Annotated in this window: 25 protein-coding genes; 9 read left to right on the top strand and 16 right to left on the bottom strand. The window is 63.7% G+C overall.

Annotated features, from left to right (window positions below; translation table 11 throughout):
• The first annotated feature begins 186 nt into the window (after positions 1 to 186).
• The 3 genes from F4U94_RS09040 (at position 187) to F4U94_RS09030 (ending at position 2,157) form a co-directional block, all read left to right on the top strand.
• Complete coding sequence (locus F4U94_RS09040) at positions 187 to 954, top strand: alpha/beta fold hydrolase (RefSeq protein ID WP_120251177.1); 768 nt, start codon at positions 187 to 189, stop codon at positions 952 to 954.
• Complete coding sequence (locus F4U94_RS09035) at positions 954 to 1,826, top strand: tetratricopeptide repeat protein (protein WP_120251178.1); 873 nt, start codon at positions 954 to 956, stop codon at positions 1,824 to 1,826. The genes F4U94_RS09040 and F4U94_RS09035 overlap by 1 nt, the downstream gene beginning before the upstream one ends.
• Before the next feature lie 88 nt (positions 1,827 to 1,914).
• Positions 1,915 to 2,157 carry a hypothetical protein gene (locus F4U94_RS09030; protein ID WP_120252221.1) on the top strand — a complete coding sequence of 81 codons (243 nt, stop codon included), beginning with the start codon at positions 1,915 to 1,917 and terminating at the stop codon, positions 2,155 to 2,157.
• Between the two features lie 117 nt (positions 2,158 to 2,274).
• Here the strand turns inward: F4U94_RS09030 and F4U94_RS09025 are convergent, their stop codons facing one another.
• Positions 2,275 to 2,982, bottom strand: a complete 708-nt coding sequence (locus F4U94_RS09025; RefSeq protein WP_120251179.1) for an SIMPL domain-containing protein — start codon at positions 2,980 to 2,982, stop codon at positions 2,275 to 2,277.
• Positions 2,983 to 3,086: 104 nt separating this feature from the next.
• Between F4U94_RS09025 and F4U94_RS09020 the strand changes: the two genes are divergently transcribed.
• The 3 genes from F4U94_RS09020 (at position 3,087) to F4U94_RS09010 (ending at position 4,754) form a co-directional block, all read left to right on the top strand.
• A complete protein-coding gene (locus F4U94_RS09020) occupies positions 3,087 to 3,521 on the top strand; it encodes a VOC family protein (protein ID WP_120251180.1) in 435 nt (144 codons plus the stop codon).
• Between the two features lie 5 nt (positions 3,522 to 3,526).
• Positions 3,527 to 4,249 carry a hydroxyacylglutathione hydrolase gene (gloB, locus tag F4U94_RS09015; protein ID WP_120251181.1) on the top strand — a complete coding sequence of 241 codons (723 nt, stop codon included), beginning with the start codon at positions 3,527 to 3,529 and terminating at the stop codon, positions 4,247 to 4,249.
• Between the two features lie 88 nt (positions 4,250 to 4,337).
• Positions 4,338 to 4,754, top strand: coding sequence for a hypothetical protein (locus F4U94_RS09010; protein ID WP_120251182.1), 417 nt, complete (start codon positions 4,338 to 4,340; stop codon positions 4,752 to 4,754).
• 6 nt (positions 4,755 to 4,760) lie between these two features.
• Here F4U94_RS09010 and F4U94_RS09005 read toward each other — a convergent pair whose 3' ends face one another.
• The 5 genes from F4U94_RS09005 to rpmF all read right to left on the bottom strand — a co-directional run bounded on the left by F4U94_RS09005 (position 4,761) and on the right by rpmF (position 7,943).
• Positions 4,761 to 5,132, bottom strand: coding sequence for a MerR family transcriptional regulator (locus tag F4U94_RS09005; RefSeq protein WP_120251183.1), 372 nt, complete (start codon positions 5,130 to 5,132; stop codon positions 4,761 to 4,763).
• Between the two features lie 151 nt (positions 5,133 to 5,283).
• Positions 5,284 to 5,580: an integration host factor subunit alpha gene (ihfA, locus tag F4U94_RS09000; protein WP_120251184.1), complete on the bottom strand. Its 297-nt coding sequence runs from the start codon at positions 5,578 to 5,580 to the stop codon at positions 5,284 to 5,286.
• Between the two features lie 112 nt (positions 5,581 to 5,692).
• Positions 5,693 to 6,673: a beta-ketoacyl-ACP synthase III gene (locus tag F4U94_RS08995; RefSeq protein WP_120251185.1), complete on the bottom strand. Its 981-nt coding sequence runs from the start codon at positions 6,671 to 6,673 to the stop codon at positions 5,693 to 5,695.
• Positions 6,670 to 7,695, bottom strand: a complete 1,026-nt coding sequence (plsX, locus tag F4U94_RS08990) for a phosphate acyltransferase PlsX (protein ID WP_232016087.1) — start codon at positions 7,693 to 7,695, stop codon at positions 6,670 to 6,672. The genes F4U94_RS08995 and plsX overlap by 4 nt, the downstream gene beginning before the upstream one ends.
• A 68-nt stretch (positions 7,696 to 7,763) precedes the next feature.
• Entirely contained in the window at positions 7,764 to 7,943 is a 180-nt protein-coding gene (rpmF, locus tag F4U94_RS08985; protein ID WP_066606737.1) for a 50S ribosomal protein L32, read from the bottom strand.
• Positions 7,944 to 8,150: 207 nt separating this feature from the next.
• Here rpmF and F4U94_RS08980 point away from each other — a divergent pair, with 207 nt between their 5' ends.
• Positions 8,151 to 8,582 carry an MAPEG family protein gene (locus F4U94_RS08980; RefSeq protein WP_120251187.1) on the top strand — a complete coding sequence of 144 codons (432 nt, stop codon included), beginning with the start codon at positions 8,151 to 8,153 and terminating at the stop codon, positions 8,580 to 8,582.
• A gap of 122 nt (positions 8,583 to 8,704) precedes the next feature.
• Here the strand turns inward: F4U94_RS08980 and F4U94_RS08975 are convergent, their stop codons facing one another.
• The 5 genes from F4U94_RS08975 to F4U94_RS08955 all read right to left on the bottom strand — a co-directional run bounded on the left by F4U94_RS08975 (position 8,705) and on the right by F4U94_RS08955 (position 11,808).
• Positions 8,705 to 9,364, bottom strand: coding sequence for an MBL fold metallo-hydrolase (locus tag F4U94_RS08975; RefSeq protein WP_120251188.1), 660 nt, complete (start codon positions 9,362 to 9,364; stop codon positions 8,705 to 8,707).
• 134 nt (positions 9,365 to 9,498) lie between these two features.
• The gene (locus tag F4U94_RS08970) at positions 9,499 to 9,924 is read right to left on the bottom strand and encodes an RrF2 family transcriptional regulator (protein WP_120251189.1); all 426 of its coding nucleotides are present in this window, start codon (positions 9,922 to 9,924) and stop codon (positions 9,499 to 9,501) included.
• A gap of 91 nt (positions 9,925 to 10,015) precedes the next feature.
• Positions 10,016 to 11,059 carry a glycerophosphodiester phosphodiesterase gene (locus F4U94_RS08965; RefSeq protein ID WP_120251190.1) on the bottom strand — a complete coding sequence of 348 codons (1,044 nt, stop codon included), beginning with the start codon at positions 11,057 to 11,059 and terminating at the stop codon, positions 10,016 to 10,018.
• On the bottom strand, positions 11,056 to 11,412 hold the full coding sequence (locus F4U94_RS08960) for an ArsC family reductase (protein ID WP_120251191.1): 357 nt from the start codon (positions 11,410 to 11,412) through the stop codon (positions 11,056 to 11,058). The genes F4U94_RS08965 and F4U94_RS08960 overlap by 4 nt, the downstream gene beginning before the upstream one ends.
• Before the next feature lie 15 nt (positions 11,413 to 11,427).
• Positions 11,428 to 11,808, bottom strand: coding sequence for a RidA family protein (locus F4U94_RS08955; protein WP_120251192.1), 381 nt, complete (start codon positions 11,806 to 11,808; stop codon positions 11,428 to 11,430).
• Positions 11,809 to 11,948: 140 nt separating this feature from the next.
• Between F4U94_RS08955 and F4U94_RS08950 the strand changes: the two genes are divergently transcribed.
• Entirely contained in the window at positions 11,949 to 12,248 is a 300-nt protein-coding gene (locus tag F4U94_RS08950; RefSeq protein ID WP_120251193.1) for a hypothetical protein, read from the top strand.
• Here F4U94_RS08950 and F4U94_RS08945 read toward each other — a convergent pair.
• A complete protein-coding gene (locus F4U94_RS08945; protein ID WP_120251194.1) occupies positions 12,245 to 12,661 on the bottom strand; it encodes a group II truncated hemoglobin in 417 nt (138 codons plus the stop codon). The genes F4U94_RS08950 and F4U94_RS08945 overlap by 4 nt on opposite strands.
• Positions 12,662 to 12,810: 149 nt before the next feature.
• Here F4U94_RS08945 and F4U94_RS08940 point away from each other — a divergent pair, with 149 nt between their 5' ends.
• Positions 12,811 to 13,329, top strand: coding sequence for a thermonuclease family protein (locus F4U94_RS08940; RefSeq protein ID WP_120251195.1), 519 nt, complete (start codon positions 12,811 to 12,813; stop codon positions 13,327 to 13,329).
• Here F4U94_RS08940 and F4U94_RS08935 read toward each other — a convergent pair whose 3' ends face one another.
• The 4 genes from F4U94_RS08935 to F4U94_RS08920 form a co-directional block, all read right to left on the bottom strand.
• Positions 13,330 to 13,881, bottom strand: a complete 552-nt coding sequence (locus tag F4U94_RS08935) for a glycine zipper 2TM domain-containing protein (RefSeq protein WP_120251196.1) — start codon at positions 13,879 to 13,881, stop codon at positions 13,330 to 13,332.
• A gap of 317 nt (positions 13,882 to 14,198) precedes the next feature.
• Positions 14,199 to 14,396, bottom strand: coding sequence for a hypothetical protein (locus F4U94_RS08930; RefSeq protein ID WP_120251197.1), 198 nt, complete (start codon positions 14,394 to 14,396; stop codon positions 14,199 to 14,201).
• A gap of 79 nt (positions 14,397 to 14,475) precedes the next feature.
• Complete coding sequence (locus tag F4U94_RS08925; RefSeq protein WP_120251198.1) at positions 14,476 to 14,730, bottom strand: DUF2442 domain-containing protein; 255 nt, start codon at positions 14,728 to 14,730, stop codon at positions 14,476 to 14,478.
• Positions 14,714 to 14,956: a DUF4160 domain-containing protein gene (locus tag F4U94_RS08920; protein ID WP_120251199.1), complete on the bottom strand. Its 243-nt coding sequence runs from the start codon at positions 14,954 to 14,956 to the stop codon at positions 14,714 to 14,716. The genes F4U94_RS08925 and F4U94_RS08920 overlap by 17 nt, the downstream gene beginning before the upstream one ends.
• Positions 14,957 to 14,969 lie beyond the last annotated feature (13 nt).

Raw genomic sequence — 14,969 nt, 5'->3', positions numbered from 1 at the left:
CGGGGTAGGAGTGCGCCTCTAACGGCGGCCTCCAGAGCTGTCAACGCATTGTCCGCATTATTTTAATCAGCGACGAAAAAACTTCGTTCACGCCCCTATCAACGCCCCATCGTGCCGGACTTGCGCTGTTCCCGGCGTCTTTGGAAGGTTAAGGCAGGTTCGTGCCGCCTATCAAAGGATGAGATCGTGACCGATACCCCCGCCGCCCCGCCCGCGCTGTTCGCCCGGCCCGACGGGTTGCGCCTTGCCTATCGGCATCGGGCTGGGACCGGGCCGACCATGGTCTTCCTGCCGGGCTATATGTCCGACATGGAAGGGAGCAAGGCGATCGCGCTGGACCGGTGGGCAGCGAGCCAGGGCCGCGCAATGTTGCGAATGGACTATGCAGGCTGTGGTGCCAGCGATGGACGGTTTGCGGACGGCACGCTGGCCAGTTGGCGCGACGATGTGCTGCTGCTGCTCGACAATCTCGTCGAGGGGCCGGTCGTGCTGGTCGGATCGTCCATGGGCGGCTGGCTCGCGCTGCTGGTGGCGCTGGCGCGGCCCGAGCAGGTCCAGGGAGTGGTCGGCATCGCGGCCGCGCCCGACTTTACCGAATGGGGCTTTACCGATGCCGACAAGGCGCTGCTGCAAACCGAGGGGCGGATCGAGGAACCGACGCCCTATGGGGACCAGCCTTGTGTGACGACGCTGGGTTTCTGGCAGTCGGGGCAGGCGCTGCGGCTGCTGGAGGGCGAGATCGGCATCGATTGCCCCGTACGGCTGCTGCATGGGCAACAGGACGAGGATGTGCCGTGGGCCATTGCCGTCAGGACGGCGGAGCGCGTGCGTTCATCCGACGTGCAGACCCTGCTGATTAAGGACGGCGACCACCGCCTTTCCCGCGACGGCGACATCGCCCTGCTGATCCGCACCGTCGCCGCTTTGCTGGCCCTCATTCCGGATAGCTTCTGATGCCCTTTTTCTTCCTGCCGATCCTGCTTCAGGCCTATGATCCCGAGATCGAGGCGGTGATGAATCGCAGCCGCAAGCAAAAACAGGAACAACGCGCCGCTGCCGCTGCGGCGGCCACACCGGCGGCGACCGCCCCGGCGCGGGATGATGGCAAGGTGCCCGTGCCTGCCAAATTCGCCGCGCCCTTCCAGGCATGCCTGGACCAGGCGATGGAATCCCCCGATGCCGGCGTCGCCTTCGCCCAGAAATGGCGGATCGAGGGCGGCAGCTTCTATGCGCGTCATTGCATGGGCTTTGCCTATGCGCGGGCGGAGCGCTGGACGCCCGCCATCGTCGCTTTCGAACAGGCCGCCGAGGAAGCCGAGCGCAGCGGCGAGATGGTCGAGGCGGCGCGGCTATGGGCGCAGGCGGGCAACGCCGCCATGGCGAACGGCGACCTGCCCAAGGCGCGAAGCGATTTCGACGCGGCACTGGCGCGCGGCCTGCCCGACGGGCTGGAGAAGGGTGAGGTGCATCTGGACCGGGCGCGAGCGCTGGTGGCGCTGGACGATATGAAGGCCGCGCGCGATTCGCTGGACATCGCATTGACACAGGCGCCCAAAGATCCGCTGGCCTGGCTGCTGTCGGCGACGCTGGCGCGGCGCACGGGCGACATGCGCCTGGCACAGGCCCATATCGCGCGAGCCGTGCAACTTTCCCCCGATGATGCTTCGGTCGCATTGGAGGAAGGCAATATCGCAGTGCTGACCGATCATGAGGATGTGGCGCGTGCCGCCTGGGGTCGGGCGGTCAAATTGGCGCCGACGGCGGCCGCGGGCAAGGCGGCGGCGGACAATCTGTCGCGCCTTCCTGCCGAGAAACCAGCCGGTTAAGTTTAGCAGCAAGACTTTGTCACGGAACTGGCTTCGCGCCCGACCCGTTCGCCTGTCCGTAGCGGGATTGGATGAAGGAGACAGCGAGATGGACAGTCATTGGAAGAGAATTGCGGGCATCGGCCTGCTGATCGTCGCGGCGAGCGCGACCACGGCCTGCTCGCGCGGGGCGACGCGCGGCGGGCTGATCGGCGGTGCGGGCGGCGCGATCGTGGGTAGCGCGACGGGCCTTGGCACCACTGAGGGCGCGGTGATCGGCGGGGCTGCCAGCGCGGTCATCGGCGACAAGAGCGATTGTTCGCGCCGTGAACGCCGCCGGGGCCGTTGCTAAGGTTGGCGAATTTCACGCACCTCCGTTCGTTTCGAGCATGTCGAGAAGCGAGAAGCACGGCACTGGCCGCTTCTCGCCTTCGCTTGAAGCGAACGGAATCGGGTGATTGCGGCGCCCCTATTTAAGGTAGAAGTCGACGGTCGTGACGACGCGCACCTTCTTGTAGGGCGTGTCGCTCGATCCGTCGCCGCCCTCGCCATCGCGGGCGTCGATCGAGAAATAGCCTTGGGTCGCGCTCTTGATGCCGCCCACGCCCGACCCTGAATCCTTGGCGAACTGCTCGGCGGCGGCGCGCGCATCCCGCGTGGCGGCGGCGACCATGTCGGGCTTCACGTCATTCAGCTTGGTGAAGCTGTATTTCATGCCCGACCCTTCCTGAAGCGTCACGCCGCGACGGACGAGGTCGAATTGCTGCGCCACCGCTTTTTGCGCGCGAGCGATGTCGGTGGTGCGCAGCAACATGCGCTGGGTGATGGTGATCGTGTTGACGCCGTTGTTGAGATATTGGTTCACACCGGCCCCGGTCGGGGTCAGATCAGCTGGCTTGAAACCCAGGCCACTGAAATAGCCCTGCAATTCCTTGGTATTATTGTCGATTTCGGCGCGCACTGTGGGCAGGTCGAACCCGGTGGCAGAATAGCTGATCGACCAGGTGGCAAGGTCCGCCGTCACATCCTTTTCGGCAAGGCCGCGCACCGTGACCGATCGGTCCGCCGCCTTGGCCCGCTTGAGCCCGTCGCCCAGCAGGTAACCGCCCGATATCACGCCGAAGGCCAGCAGTGCCGCGCTGCCCAGCAAAATCTTGTCCCGCATTTCCAGTGCCATTGTCCGCTTTCCTCTTCCGTCCGGTGATGCGCGACCTTATCTTGGGAGCCTATCTATAATCACCGAGATGAACCGTTGCTTTCCAACGACGAACGGAGACTATCTTGCCCAAATTCCTGCATAGCATGATCCGCGTGACCGACGTGGACAAGACGATCGCCTTTTTCGACCTGCTGGGCCTGAAAGAGGTGAAGCGTTTCGACAGCGAGCAGGGGCGCTTCACGCTGGTCTATCTCGCCGCGCCGGGGGATGAGGATGCACAGGTCGAACTGACCTACAACTGGCCGCCGGCCGATGGCAGCGCGGGCGAAATCTATGACGGCGGGCGCAATTTCGGTCATATCGCCTATCGGGTGGAAAATATCTACGCGACGTGTCAGACGTTGATGGACGCGGGCATCACCATCAACCGGCCGCCGCGCGACGGGCACATGGCCTTCGTGCGCACGCCGGATAATATTTCGATCGAACTGTTGCAGGACGGGCGGCTGGAGCCGGCAGAGCCTTGGACCTCCATGCCCAATATCGGGGCTTGGTAAGCACCATGCTGGAGGTCGTTCGCATCCCCGTTCTCAACGACAATTATGTCTGGCTGCTGCATGATGCCGCCAGCGGCGAGACTGTGGCGATCGACCCCGCCGTGGCCGAGCCGGTGCTGGAGGCGGCGGCCTCGCGCGGTTGGACCATCGGCCAGATCTGGAACACGCATTGGCATGGCGACCATGTCGGCGGCAATGCGGCGATCAAGGCGGCGACGGGCTGTATCATAACGGGGCCGGCCGCCGAGGCGGAAAAGATCGGCACGCTGGACCGAACGGTGGGTGAAGGCGATAGCGTGCGGATCGGCGGGCATGTGGCGACGGTGATGGCTGTGCCGGCCCATACGGCGGGCCACATCGCCTATCATCTGGCCGACAATCATATCCTGTTCGTCGGCGACACATTGTTCGCCATGGGATGCGGCCGATTGTTCGAGGGGACAGCAGCGCAGATGTTCGCCAATATGGCGCGCTTCGCCGCACTGCCCGACGACACGACCGTCTATTGCGCGCATGAATATACGCTCTCCAACGGCCGGTTCGCGCTGGGTGTGGAGCCGGGCAATGCGGCGCTGGCGCAGCGGGTCGAAGCGGTCGAGGCGGCGCGGGCACGGGGCGAGGCGACGGTGCCGACCAGTATCGGGCTGGAGCGGGCGACCAACATCTTCATGCGCGCTGACAGCGTGGCGCAGTTGGCGGAACGGCGGGCGGCAAAGGACGCGGCCTGACGGTTTTTGCGCTATGATGGCGTCCTAAGATTTGCCGAGCCGTTCGATTTAAAGTTTTCTTTGGGGCATGACGATGGAGAGAGACGCGATGGTGGCGTGGATCGGGCGCGCGGGGATGACGGCGGCGGCGTTGCTGATGGCGGGCTGCACCGGCAGCTATGCGCCGAAACTGCTGACCGAAAAGCAGGCGGCGACCCTGGACAAGGCGCTGGCCGGCAAGGTGGCGGGCGAGAAGGTCAGTTGCATCAATCGCGAGCCGCAGACCAACCTGACCGTCATCAGCAATAATGTGCTGCTCTACAGGGTCAGCCGCAAGCTGGTGTACAAGAATGAGCTGATCGGCAGTTGCAGCGGGCTGTCCAGAGGCGACATCATGATCGTGCGCAGCTTCGGATCGCAATTGTGCCGGGGCGATTTCACCACCACGGCCGACCGGATGACCGGCATGATGTCGGGCGCCTGCGCACTGGGCGACTTCATCCCCTATCGCGCGCCCGCAAAGTAGAGCGGCTTAATCGCCGATCGCTTTGGCAAGATCCGTGCGGATTGCCAGCAGGCGGGCGAGCAGATCGCCCTGTTCCAGCGCCACGGGGGCAGTGAAGACCGGCGCCGGTGCCGCCGATTCTTCGACCGGCGATGCGCCATTACCATCCACCAGCGCCTTTTGCGCGCCCTTGACGGTGAAACCCTCGACATTGAGCAGTTGGTGGATGCGGTGCGCCAATGCGACGTCGGCGGGCCTGTAATAGCGACGATTGCCGGATCGTTGCAGCGGACGCAGTTGGGGAAAGCGCGTTTCCCAATAGCGCAAGATATGTTGGGGAAGACCAAGCTCGCCAGCCAGCTCGCTGATGGTCAGAAATGCACCCTCTGCCTTTTCCATGACAGGGATGTTGCACCCATATTTGCGCCAAGGTCAACCATGGTAAAGCTATGCTAATATTGGAAAAGCGGCCAATTGCCGATTAGTGCGGGCAAAGGAGACGATCAGGCATCCGCGTAACGCCTTTTTTGGCGATCGCGGCGCTGGACTTTCAGGCGGAGGCCACGCGGTCGCGCATCGTCTGGCTGGCGCGGAAAGTCAGCACCCGGCGCGGTTCGATCGGCACTTCCACGCCGGTCTTGGGATTGCGGCCCATGCGTTCCGTCTTGTCGCGCAGGACGAAAGTGCCGAAGCTGGAAATCTTCACATTTTCCCCACGCTCCAGCGCGGTGGACATATGTTCGAGAATGGATTCGACCAGCGCAGCCGCTTCGGCCCGCGACAGGCCCACATGGCGATTCACGCTTTCTGCCAAGTCCGCACGCGTCAGCGTTCCGTTGCCGGTCATCGACCATCCCCTCATTCAAGCCCAACGACCCTCCCCCCCGGACGGTCATCTGGAAATGTGATTGATTCGCGGCGCTTTGGCAAGCGGTAGCTATGGTTTACAAATGATGGCGCTACAGGCGCAGAACGCAGGCGCCCCAGGTGAAGCCGCCGCCCATCGCTTCCAGCACGATCAGGTCGCCCGCCTTGATCCGGCCGTCACGCACCGCATAATCCAGCGCGAGCGGCACCGAGGCGGCGGAGGTGTTGGCGTGGCGATCGACCGTCACCACCACCCGATCGGGCGACAGCTTCAGCTTGCGCGCGGTCGCGTCCAGGATGCGGGCATTGGCCTGATGCGGGACCAGCCAGTCGATATCGTCGGGGGTCAGGCCTGCCAGTTCCATCGCTTCCTTGAGCACGGAGGCGAGGTTGACCACCGCATGACGGAACACTTCCTGCCCCTTCATGCGCAGCTTACCCACAGTCTGGGTCGTGGACGGACCGCCATCGACATAGAGAAGCTGGTTGTGCCGGCCATCGGCATGCAGCTTGGCCGCCAGGATGCCGCGTGCCGTCTTGGGATCGGCGTCCGCGCTTTCCTCCGCGCCCAGCACCACGGCGCCGGCACCGTCGCCGAACAGGACGCAAGTGGTGCGATCTTCCCAGTCGAGGATGCGGCTGAAGGTTTCAGAGCCTATCACCAGCGCGCGTGTTGCGGCGCCCGAACGGATCATGCTGTCCGCCACGGTCACGGCATAGAGGAAGCCCGAGCAGACGGCCGCGACGTCGAAGGCGACGCAATCGTTGATGCCCAACGCCGCCTGCACCTTGGTCGCGGCGGCAGGGAAGGTCTGGTCCGGGGTGGCCGTCGCCAGAATGATGAGGTCGATATCCTGCGCGGCGATGCCGGCGGCCTCAATCGCCTTGGCAGCTGCGTCGGCCGCGAGACTGGCCGTGGTTTCGCCCTCACCCGCGATATGGCGGTTGCGGATGCCGGTCCGCTCGACGATCCATTCGTCGCTGGTGTCGACAGTTTCAGCCAGTTCGGCGTTGCTGACGGTGCGAACAGGCAGGGCCGAACCCGTGCCGAGCAAAATGGACCGGCGGATCACTTGACGGGCTGCTCCAGCTTGGATGCGGCGGCCGACAGCGACTGGATGCCGGCCATGTCGGCGGCGATGCGACGGGTGATATCTTCCTCCAGCAACCGGGCGGCGACATGGACGGCATTGGCCACGCCCTTGTCGTTCGCGCTGCCATGGCTTTTCACCACAACGCCGTTGAGGCCGAGGAATACCGCGCCATTATGATTGTTGGGATCGAGATGATGTTTGAGCAGGTGCATCGCCGGCTTCGAGATCAGGAAGCCGATCTTCGAGCGAATCGAGCTGGTGAACGCCTTGCGCAGCACATCGGTGACGAAGCGGGCGGTGCCCTCCGCCGTCTTCAATGCGACATTGCCGGAAAAACCGTCGCACACAATGACGTCCGCGTCGCCGCGGGCGATCTTGTCGCCTTCGGTAAAGCCGTCGAACTGGAGCGGCAGGCTGGTCGCGCTGCGCAGCACGGCAGCGGCGTCCCGGATCTCGTCCGTGCCCTTCAGATCTTCGGTGCCGATGTTGAGCAGACGCACGCGCGGCCGTTCAAGATCGAAGGCGATGCGCGAATAGGCGGCGCCCATCACCGCGAACTGGACGAGGTTGCGGGCGTCGCATTCGGTATTGGCGCCCAGATCCAGCATGACGACGTCATTGTCGCCCAGCGTCGGCAGCAAAGCCGCCAGCGCAGGACGATCGACACCCGGCATGGTGCGCAGGGCAAGCTTCGCCATCGCCATCAACGCGCCGGTATTGCCGGCGGAGACGGCCGCGCCGGCCTCCCCCGCCTTCACGGCGGCGATGGCCATCGCCATGGAGCTGCTCTTCTTGCGAATCGCGACACTCGGCTTATCCGAGCCATCGACGACCGTATCGGCATGGACCACGTCCGACGCCGCCCGCAAATTCGGGTGCTGGTCGAGCGCCGCCTTGATCCGCACCTCGTCGCCGAACAGGGTGAATCGCAAACCGTCATGCCGGCGGCGGGCCAGTGCGGCCCCCGCCATCATAACGTGCACGCCTTCATCCCCGCCCATCGCGTCGATTGCGATTCGCGGTTGGCCTGACACTTTAGAGCACCCCTTTGCGGAGTAGAGAGACGGGCTTACGCCCCGACGGCGACGATTTCGCGGCCGTTATAATGCCCGCAGGCGTCGCACAGATTGTGGGGACGCTTCAGTTCGCCACAGTTCGAGCATTCCTGGAATGCTTCGACGCGGAGCGAATCGTGGCTACGGCGCATGCCGCGCTTGGAGGGAGAAGTTTTGCGCTTGGGGACAGCCATGTCGGCACCTTGTTCCGTATATCAATCAAGTTGTACGACCGGCCAGTTCCCATGGAAAAGCTGACGCCAACGGCGCCGCAGACCCATGCGGCCCGGGTGATCGCGAAGCCCTGCGCCTATAGCGGTTTTTGTTCGGGGTGCAAGTCCTTCCTTGCCCCATACCCCCGGCAAGCTAGGGTAAAGACCGTGAAATCGAGGGGATAGTCCATGTTGTTGCCGATCACGCTGACCTTTGCCGCCGCCTGCGCGCTGCTGAACATGTGGCTGGCGATTCGCTGCGCGCGGTTTCGCGTGAAGGACAAGATATTGCATGGGGATGCCGGCAACGGCCTGTTGGCGAAGCGGATGCGGGCGCATGCGAACTTCGTGGAATATACGCCGATCGTGCTGATTCTCTTCGCGCTGGTGGAGATGGCGGCGGGCGCGTCGCTGGGACTGTGGATCGGCGCGCTGGTCTATGTGGTGGCGCGGGTGGTCCATGCGTTCGGCATGGATGCGGACAAGCCCACTCTATGGCGCGCGGGCGGCGCGCTGCTGACCTGGGGCGTGATGCTGGTGATGGCGGGGGTGGCGCTCAGCATCGCTTATGGCGCGACGCGGGAGGTCACGGTGCCGCCGGCGATGGCGGCACGGGGGTAACAACAAGATACGATGAAGTAAGCATTCCCCGGCGCAGGCAGGGGTCCAGATCGGATCATGGAACTGGACCCCTGCCTGCGCCGGGGAACATTCACGTCATTGCTTGTTCTTATACGGGCGAGCTACCCCGCCAGCACCGAATCGGCGACATAGGGGTTGGTGCGCCGTTCATGGGCGAAATTGCTCATCTGGCCATGGCCGGGGACGAAGGCGGTTTCGCCGCCCAGCGGCCAGAGCTTCCCGGTGATCGCATCGATCAGATCCTGATGATTGCCGCGCGGGAAGTCGGTGCGGCCGATCGATCCCTGAAACAACACATCGCCCACGATCGCCAGCTTGCTGGGCGCGTGGTGGAAGACGACATGGCCGGGCGTGTGGCCGGGACAATGAAAAACGTCCAGCGTCAGATGGCCGACCGTTACCTGATCGCCGTCGTTCAGCCAGCGGTTCGGCTCGAAACTTTCGCCCGGCAGGCCCCAGCGTTCGCCATCCTGCGGCAGTCGGTCGATCCAGAAACGGTCGTCCTCATGCGGCCCCTCGATCGGGACATTGAGGTCGCGGGCCAGCACGCCGGCCTGCCCGCAATGGTCGATATGGCCGTGGGTGACGAGAATCTTCTCGATCGTCACGTCATGCTGGGCGATCGCCTTTTTCAGCACGGGCAGGTCGCCGCCCGGATCGACGAAGGCACCGCGCATCGTTTCCGTGCACCAGAAGAGCGTGCAATTCTGCTGCAGCGGCGTGACGGGGATCAGGGTGGCTTTGAGCGGCGGCGTGGTCATAGGGCTGATGTGGCGAAGCGGAGCGCGAGGCGCAAGGGCGTCTCTATAGGGGACCATCCCAAATGCCGTTACCCGGCGAAGGCCGGGGTCCAGTTCCGCGCTCTGGACTGGACCCTAGCCTTTGCCGGGGAAAGTTAGGCCTCGTCCATCGCCGCAAAGGGTTCGGCCAGGCTGATGCTGTCGAGCACCTTGGCCGTTTCGTCGCGCACGCGCAGCATCACGCGGTGCAGGCGGCATTCCGATTCGGGCAGGCAATTGGTGCAGCTTTCATGCGCGAAACGGCTGGCGCAGGGCGTCAGCGCCAGAGAGCCGCGCGTCAGGCGGACGATGTCGCCATAGCTGATGTCGACCGGCGCCAGTGCCAGCCAATAGCCCCCGTCCCGGCCCCGCTGGGTCGCGACCAGCCCTTCGCGCGACAATTCGGACAGGATGACCGTCAGGAATTTGGAAGGAATATTCTGCCGCGTGGCTATTTCATTGAGGGGCACCGGACCCTGACGGTAGCGATCGGCAAGATGCTGAAGCGCGCGGATGGCATAACGGGTCTTCTGGGACAACATGGGGCTGTTATTCGCGTGCCGGCGGGCTTTGGCAAGTCAAGCGATGCGCAAGACAAAGAAGTTTTCCCGGATCGACGCGCTCTGGCTGCGATCAGGGGTTGGCAGGTGTCAAAGCCGCCTTGGCCTGTCCCGGAAAATCGCTGAAGATGCCGTCGACGCCGGTGTTGGCGATCGCGCGGACATAGCCGGCAAAGTCGCCCCGGCCCTGCGCATCGTCGGGGCGCTGATATTGGGCGGGGAGGAAGCTGTTTTCCATCCGCAGCGTCCAGACATGGACCTGCAAGCCGGCGTCATGGGCGCGGCCGACCAAAGCCGTCGGCCCCTGCGCGTCGATCAATTGCCCCGCCGACGGGCCAAGGCCATCGGCATAGGCGGCGATGTCGGTCAGGCCCTGTACGGTGAGCATGTCGGCATAGGTCGTGCTTGGCAGGTCGGCCGGGCCGCCCTCCCCATCCACAAGCTGGACGAGGCGCAGGCGGGTCGCGGCGCGAAGGGCCTTCAGATTGCCGACCTCGAACGACTGGATGAAGACCGGGTCGGCCTCCGTCTGATAGCCGTAGCGGCTCAGCAGATCGAGCAGCGCCGCCTGATGCGGCAGGCCGATGCCCGCGAAATAGCTGGGATGCTTGGTTTCGGGATAGAGGCCGATGCGGCGGCCGGTTTCGGCTTCCTTGGCGCGGACCAGCTTCAAAATCTCTTCGAAGGTCGGGATGAGATAAAGGTCGTTGAAACGCTTGTTGGCCGGGCGCAGGTCGGGCAGCCGCTCGCGCGCCCGCAACGTGCGCAGTTCGGCGAGGGTGAAATCCTCGGTGAACCAGCCCACCATGTCGATGCCGTCGATCCGCTTGGTCGCCTTGCGATCGGCAAATTCGGGATGATCGGCGACGTCGGTGGTGCCGCTAATCTCATTTTCATGGCGGGCGACGAGGACGCCGTCCTTGGTCAGCACCAAGTCCGGCTCGATGAAGTCGGCGCCCTGGTCGATCGCCCGTTCGTAGCTCGCCAGCGTATGTTCGGGCCGTTCGCCGCTGGCGCCACGATGGGCGATCAGCAGCGGTTCGGCAGAAGCGGTAGAGAGGGGGATGAGGCTCATCAAAAGGATCAACCCGATGCGCGCCAGCCCCCGCCCGATCACGCCTTCACGCCCTGCAGCGCATTTTCATAGGTCGTCGCCTTGAAACCGACGATCGTTTCGCGGCCGGTGTCCAGGATCGGGCGCTTGATCATCGATGGGTTGGTGATCATCAGCAGGATCGCCTTTTCCGCGTCGATATGCGCCTTGTCACCCGCATCCAGCGCCTTGAAGGTAGTGCCGGAGCGGTTGAGGATGGTTTCCCAGCCATGCTCCATCACCCATTCCTCCAGCTTCGCCTTGTCGACGCCGGCGACCTTATAATCATGGAAATTATAGGTGACGCGCTCATTGTCCAGCCAGTTGCGGGCCTTCTTGATCGTGTCGCAATTCTTTATGCCATACATGGTAATCATGATGCTGTGTTCCCGTTACCCTTTGAAGGCGGTGACTTCGATTTCTATCTTCATCTCGGGCTTGACCAGGCCGGCGATGACGCAGCTGGCGGCCGGGCGGATATCGCCGAACACCGGGCCGGCAATATCGCCCATCACGTCCCAATAGGCCGCGTCAGTGATATAATAAGTGACGCGCACGACGTCGGCGAAGGAAAAGCCCGCATCGTCCAGCGCCTTGCCGATGACTTTGAGCGCATTGCGCCCCTGTTCGACCACATCTTCGGGCATCGTCTTGGTTTCGGGATCGGTGCCGGTGGTGCCGGCGACGAAACACCAGTCGCCCTGGACGACGGCGCGCGAATAGCCGACCTGCGCCTCAAAGGGCGAGCCGGAGGAAATGAGCTGGCGGGACATGGGGATTCCTGTTGCAGTGCGAAAGGATCGCAGGGGCCTTTGCGCTTTAGACGGCAGACTGTCCAGTAATTTCCGGCCAGTATTTTCCGGAACGGCGCGGGTTGCGGGCCGTTAAAGAGGGATCATCAAGGAGACACGCTATGGACCGCCCTACCCCTGACCGGGACTATGAAGAGAATAGCGAGCAGGCCGAAGCCGGCACACAGGCGCAGGATGTGGCGGACGATGCGCGCGCACGGTCGACCGACCTGAGCGAAGAAAGTGAGCGCGGTGGCAAGGCCAATCCGGCGCAGATCATTCCGGACGATACCGAGGATCTGGTCGAGAAGATGGAGGCGATGAACCGGTCCGGCCGGATCGATATGGACGCCTATGCCGGCGAGCCGCAAATGGACGATGAGGAAGAGGACGCCTACGGGCCGACCGAAGACGAGGATTAGGCGCCGCGACCGGCACCTGAATCGAGGCCGAAATTGATCATGCCGCGCGCCATATGGCCCAGCGCCTCCGCCATGGCATCACCGATGGCGGGGTCGATATCCTTCACCCCGGCGATGGCGCAGGCCATGGCGGTCGCCCATTGATCGGCCAGCGTCGGGGTGATCGGAAAAGCGCGGTGCAGCGACATGATGCATGGTCCGCGCTCGAACCAGTCGCGCGGACCGCCAAGCCAACCGATCAGAAAGCGGGTCAGGCCATGACGCACCGGGCCAAGGTCGGTCGCATGGATTGCGCGCAACTCGGCATAGGCCGGGTCGCTTTGCAGCAGATCGTAGAAACGGTCGGCCAGCGCGCGGATCGGTGGATCGCCGCCGATACGGGCATAGGGGCTGGGCGGCGCGGCGGCGTTCATCGATCGGCTCCGTTTCGGATGGGCCGGTGCAGCATGGCAGCGCGACCGGGCATGGCATTGATGCGCGTCAAATCCCGATATCGCCGGATCGGTGGAAAGGTGGAGCGGCTTTAACGGACCGTTTGCCGACCCGCCGCTAGAGCGGGGTGATGGCGAAAACGAAATATGCGCGTGGACAGCGACGCACCGGATTTAGCGGGCCGGCGCTGATTTATACTCTGTGCCTGGGGTTGCTGCTGGGCTGGTATGGGCCGGACTGGATGGCGCGGCTTGATCGGCCGGACATGGGCATTCCGGCGCAGAGCATCGCGGTGGATCGATTGTCGGCGGACTTTGGTTATTGCCATAGCGGCGGCGGGACCAATTGCGTGGTCGATGGCGACACATTCTGGTTCCATGGCGACAAATATCGGATTTCCGACATCGACACGCCCGAAACTCACGGGCCACGCTGCACGGCCGAGGGCGAATTGGGCGCGCGGGCGACGCGGCGTTTGCAGGCGCTGATGAATGACGGCCCCTTCTCGCTGGAGGTCGAGGGGCGCGACACCGATCGCTATGGCCGGGCGTTGCGGGTCGTGACGCGCGGGGGCCAGTCGATCGGCGAACAACTCGTCACCGAAGGACTGGCCCGACGCTGGGACGGCAGTCGCCATCCCTGGTGCTAGTTAGCGGCAGCTGACCCCGCCACGGTCGATCTCACGGCCCAGCAGGGCGCCCGCGCCGCCGCCGATCAGCGTGCCGAGCAGGTTGGATTGCCCCTGCGCGATCTGGTTGCCGAGCAAGCCGCCCAGCGCCGCGCCGACGATCAGGCCGGTGGTGCCGTCCGAACGGCGGCAATAATAACGGTCGTCATTGCCGCGATAGATGCGGGTGCGGCGATCGACACGGATCGGCTCATAGCCGCCGCGATAATAGCGGTTGGCCTGATAGCCGCGACCATAGCGCGGATCGGGCCGGTTCCAATCATAGCTGTAGACCGGGCGGCCGGGGCGGATATTGCCACGCCGGTCCTGACGCCAGTCACGGCGATCGTCGCGACGGTCCTGGCGCGCATCGCGGCGGTCATCCCGACGATCATAGCGGTCGTCACGGCGATCCTCCCGCCTGTCCTGACGGTCGCGACCCGGCTGAGCGAAGGCCGGGGTAGCGGCAAGGCCGGTCAACGTCATCGCGCCCAGCGATAGCGCGATGATGGCCTGTTTAAGCGAGATTTTCATGAGGTGGGGTTCCTTCCCTCCAGTGGTCTTGGCCGTAGAACGCGCAACGATAGAGAATGTTACATGAACGGAACAGAACGGCGCATTCAGTCCGGGGACAGGCGAGCAGACCAGCCTCTTGGCGTCGGGGTAAGTAGGAAATCGAACGCTTAACTTCGCACATTTCCCGCTGATTGCGACATTGCATATCCTATCGCCGACATATTATTTCATGGCGGCATAATGGTGCCAGCGCGACGCTGCATGATAGCGTGGGGCATGGCGATAGGACAGCAGGCCATGGCGAGCAGGTCGCGCATTTGGGCCAGACGCCGTCATCAAAAGGCGTTGGTGATGGCCTGTCGCTGTTCGTTGGTGAGGCCATCGGCGCCGGCGGCATTATCGCCCTGCGCCGGGTCGTCCTTGTCGGGGCCGGAGCCGACGAACTGGATCGCGGTCAAAATCACCAGCACCGCCCAAAGCAGCGCAAACCAGCGGCTGGTAAAAAGCGAGCGGAGGCGGACGCCGAAGAACATGGTGTCGCAGAATAAGGTCGCGAGGTTAAGGAAACTTCACTCCGGTTACATGCTTGGGGCAACCATGCGGCTTTGAGGATCAGGCAGCAGCCTTGCGCGAACGGGTCTGATCGCCACGCCCGGCCAGCAGGCCCGCGATCGAAATATCCTCGTCTATTTCATCCCAATGGAGGCCCGAACGGCTGAGTTCGACCTGCGCCCGCTGCTCCGGCGTGGCATGAAGCAGGCGCGGAAACCAGGCAAGGGGCACGCCCAAGGTGCGGCCATCTTCCAGATCGACCCAGAAACTATCTTCGTCAAAACGGACGGCCAAAGGTTCAGGAGAAGAAGTCATTCCATGCGCTTTCTATCTCTGTACGACGTCCTTCTATAACATGGGATAGCTGCGAAAGCATATGGGCAGGAAAGCCCTTGCTTTCGGCGACGACCACGTCTGGCCAGAGCCAAAATTTCGCATTGTCGCGCCCTTTGCGCACATGAATATGCAAAGGTTCGCGCGGATCGCCCTCGTTCGCGTAGAAATGAAAGCGGTGGCCGTTCCAGGAAAAGACCTTTGGCATGGAGACGCTCCCG

The organism is Sphingobium limneticum (assembly GCF_008710155.1).
GTDB lineage: Bacteria > Pseudomonadota > Alphaproteobacteria > Sphingomonadales > Sphingomonadaceae > Sphingobium > Sphingobium limneticum.
The sequence above is the reverse complement of the archived record's forward strand: the minus strand, read 5'-3'. Positions and strand labels throughout refer to the sequence as shown.

Bases quoted from the DNA above. Each gene is read 5' to 3' on its own strand.
- F4U94_RS09035 (WP_120251178.1), top strand. From the start codon at position 954: ATGCCCTTTTTCTTCCTGCCGATCCTGCTTCAGGCCTATGATCCCGAG.
- F4U94_RS09030 (WP_120252221.1), top strand. From the start codon at position 1,915: ATGGACAGTCATTGGAAGAGAATTGCGGGCATCGGCCTGCTGATCGTC.
- F4U94_RS09025 (WP_120251179.1), bottom strand. From the start codon at position 2,982: ATGGCACTGGAAATGCGGGACAAGATTTTGCTGGGCAGCGCGGCACTG.
- gloB (WP_120251181.1), top strand. From the start codon at position 3,527: ATGCTGGAGGTCGTTCGCATCCCCGTTCTCAACGACAATTATGTCTGG.
- F4U94_RS09010 (WP_120251182.1), top strand. From the start codon at position 4,338: ATGGTGGCGTGGATCGGGCGCGCGGGGATGACGGCGGCGGCGTTGCTG.
- F4U94_RS09005 (WP_120251183.1), bottom strand. From the start codon at position 5,132: ATGGAAAAGGCAGAGGGTGCATTTCTGACCATCAGCGAGCTGGCTGGC.
- ihfA (WP_120251184.1), bottom strand. From the start codon at position 5,580: ATGACCGGCAACGGAACGCTGACGCGTGCGGACTTGGCAGAAAGCGTG.
- plsX (WP_232016087.1), bottom strand. From the start codon at position 7,695: ATGGGCGGGGATGAAGGCGTGCACGTTATGATGGCGGGGGCCGCACTG.
- rpmF (WP_066606737.1), bottom strand. From the start codon at position 7,943: ATGGCTGTCCCCAAGCGCAAAACTTCTCCCTCCAAGCGCGGCATGCGC.
- F4U94_RS08980 (WP_120251187.1), top strand. From the start codon at position 8,151: ATGTTGTTGCCGATCACGCTGACCTTTGCCGCCGCCTGCGCGCTGCTG.
- F4U94_RS08975 (WP_120251188.1), bottom strand. From the start codon at position 9,364: ATGACCACGCCGCCGCTCAAAGCCACCCTGATCCCCGTCACGCCGCTG.
- F4U94_RS08970 (WP_120251189.1), bottom strand. From the start codon at position 9,924: ATGTTGTCCCAGAAGACCCGTTATGCCATCCGCGCGCTTCAGCATCTT.
- F4U94_RS08960 (WP_120251191.1), bottom strand. From the start codon at position 11,412: ATGATTACCATGTATGGCATAAAGAATTGCGACACGATCAAGAAGGCC.
- F4U94_RS08955 (WP_120251192.1), bottom strand. From the start codon at position 11,808: ATGTCCCGCCAGCTCATTTCCTCCGGCTCGCCCTTTGAGGCGCAGGTC.
- F4U94_RS08950 (WP_120251193.1), top strand. From the start codon at position 11,949: ATGGACCGCCCTACCCCTGACCGGGACTATGAAGAGAATAGCGAGCAG.
- F4U94_RS08945 (WP_120251194.1), bottom strand. From the start codon at position 12,661: ATGAACGCCGCCGCGCCGCCCAGCCCCTATGCCCGTATCGGCGGCGAT.
- F4U94_RS08940 (WP_120251195.1), top strand. From the start codon at position 12,811: ATGGCGAAAACGAAATATGCGCGTGGACAGCGACGCACCGGATTTAGC.
- F4U94_RS08935 (WP_120251196.1), bottom strand. From the start codon at position 13,881: ATGAAAATCTCGCTTAAACAGGCCATCATCGCGCTATCGCTGGGCGCG.
- F4U94_RS08930 (WP_120251197.1), bottom strand. From the start codon at position 14,396: ATGTTCTTCGGCGTCCGCCTCCGCTCGCTTTTTACCAGCCGCTGGTTT.
- F4U94_RS08925 (WP_120251198.1), bottom strand. From the start codon at position 14,730: ATGACTTCTTCTCCTGAACCTTTGGCCGTCCGTTTTGACGAAGATAGT.
- F4U94_RS08920 (WP_120251199.1), bottom strand. From the start codon at position 14,956: ATGCCAAAGGTCTTTTCCTGGAACGGCCACCGCTTTCATTTCTACGCG.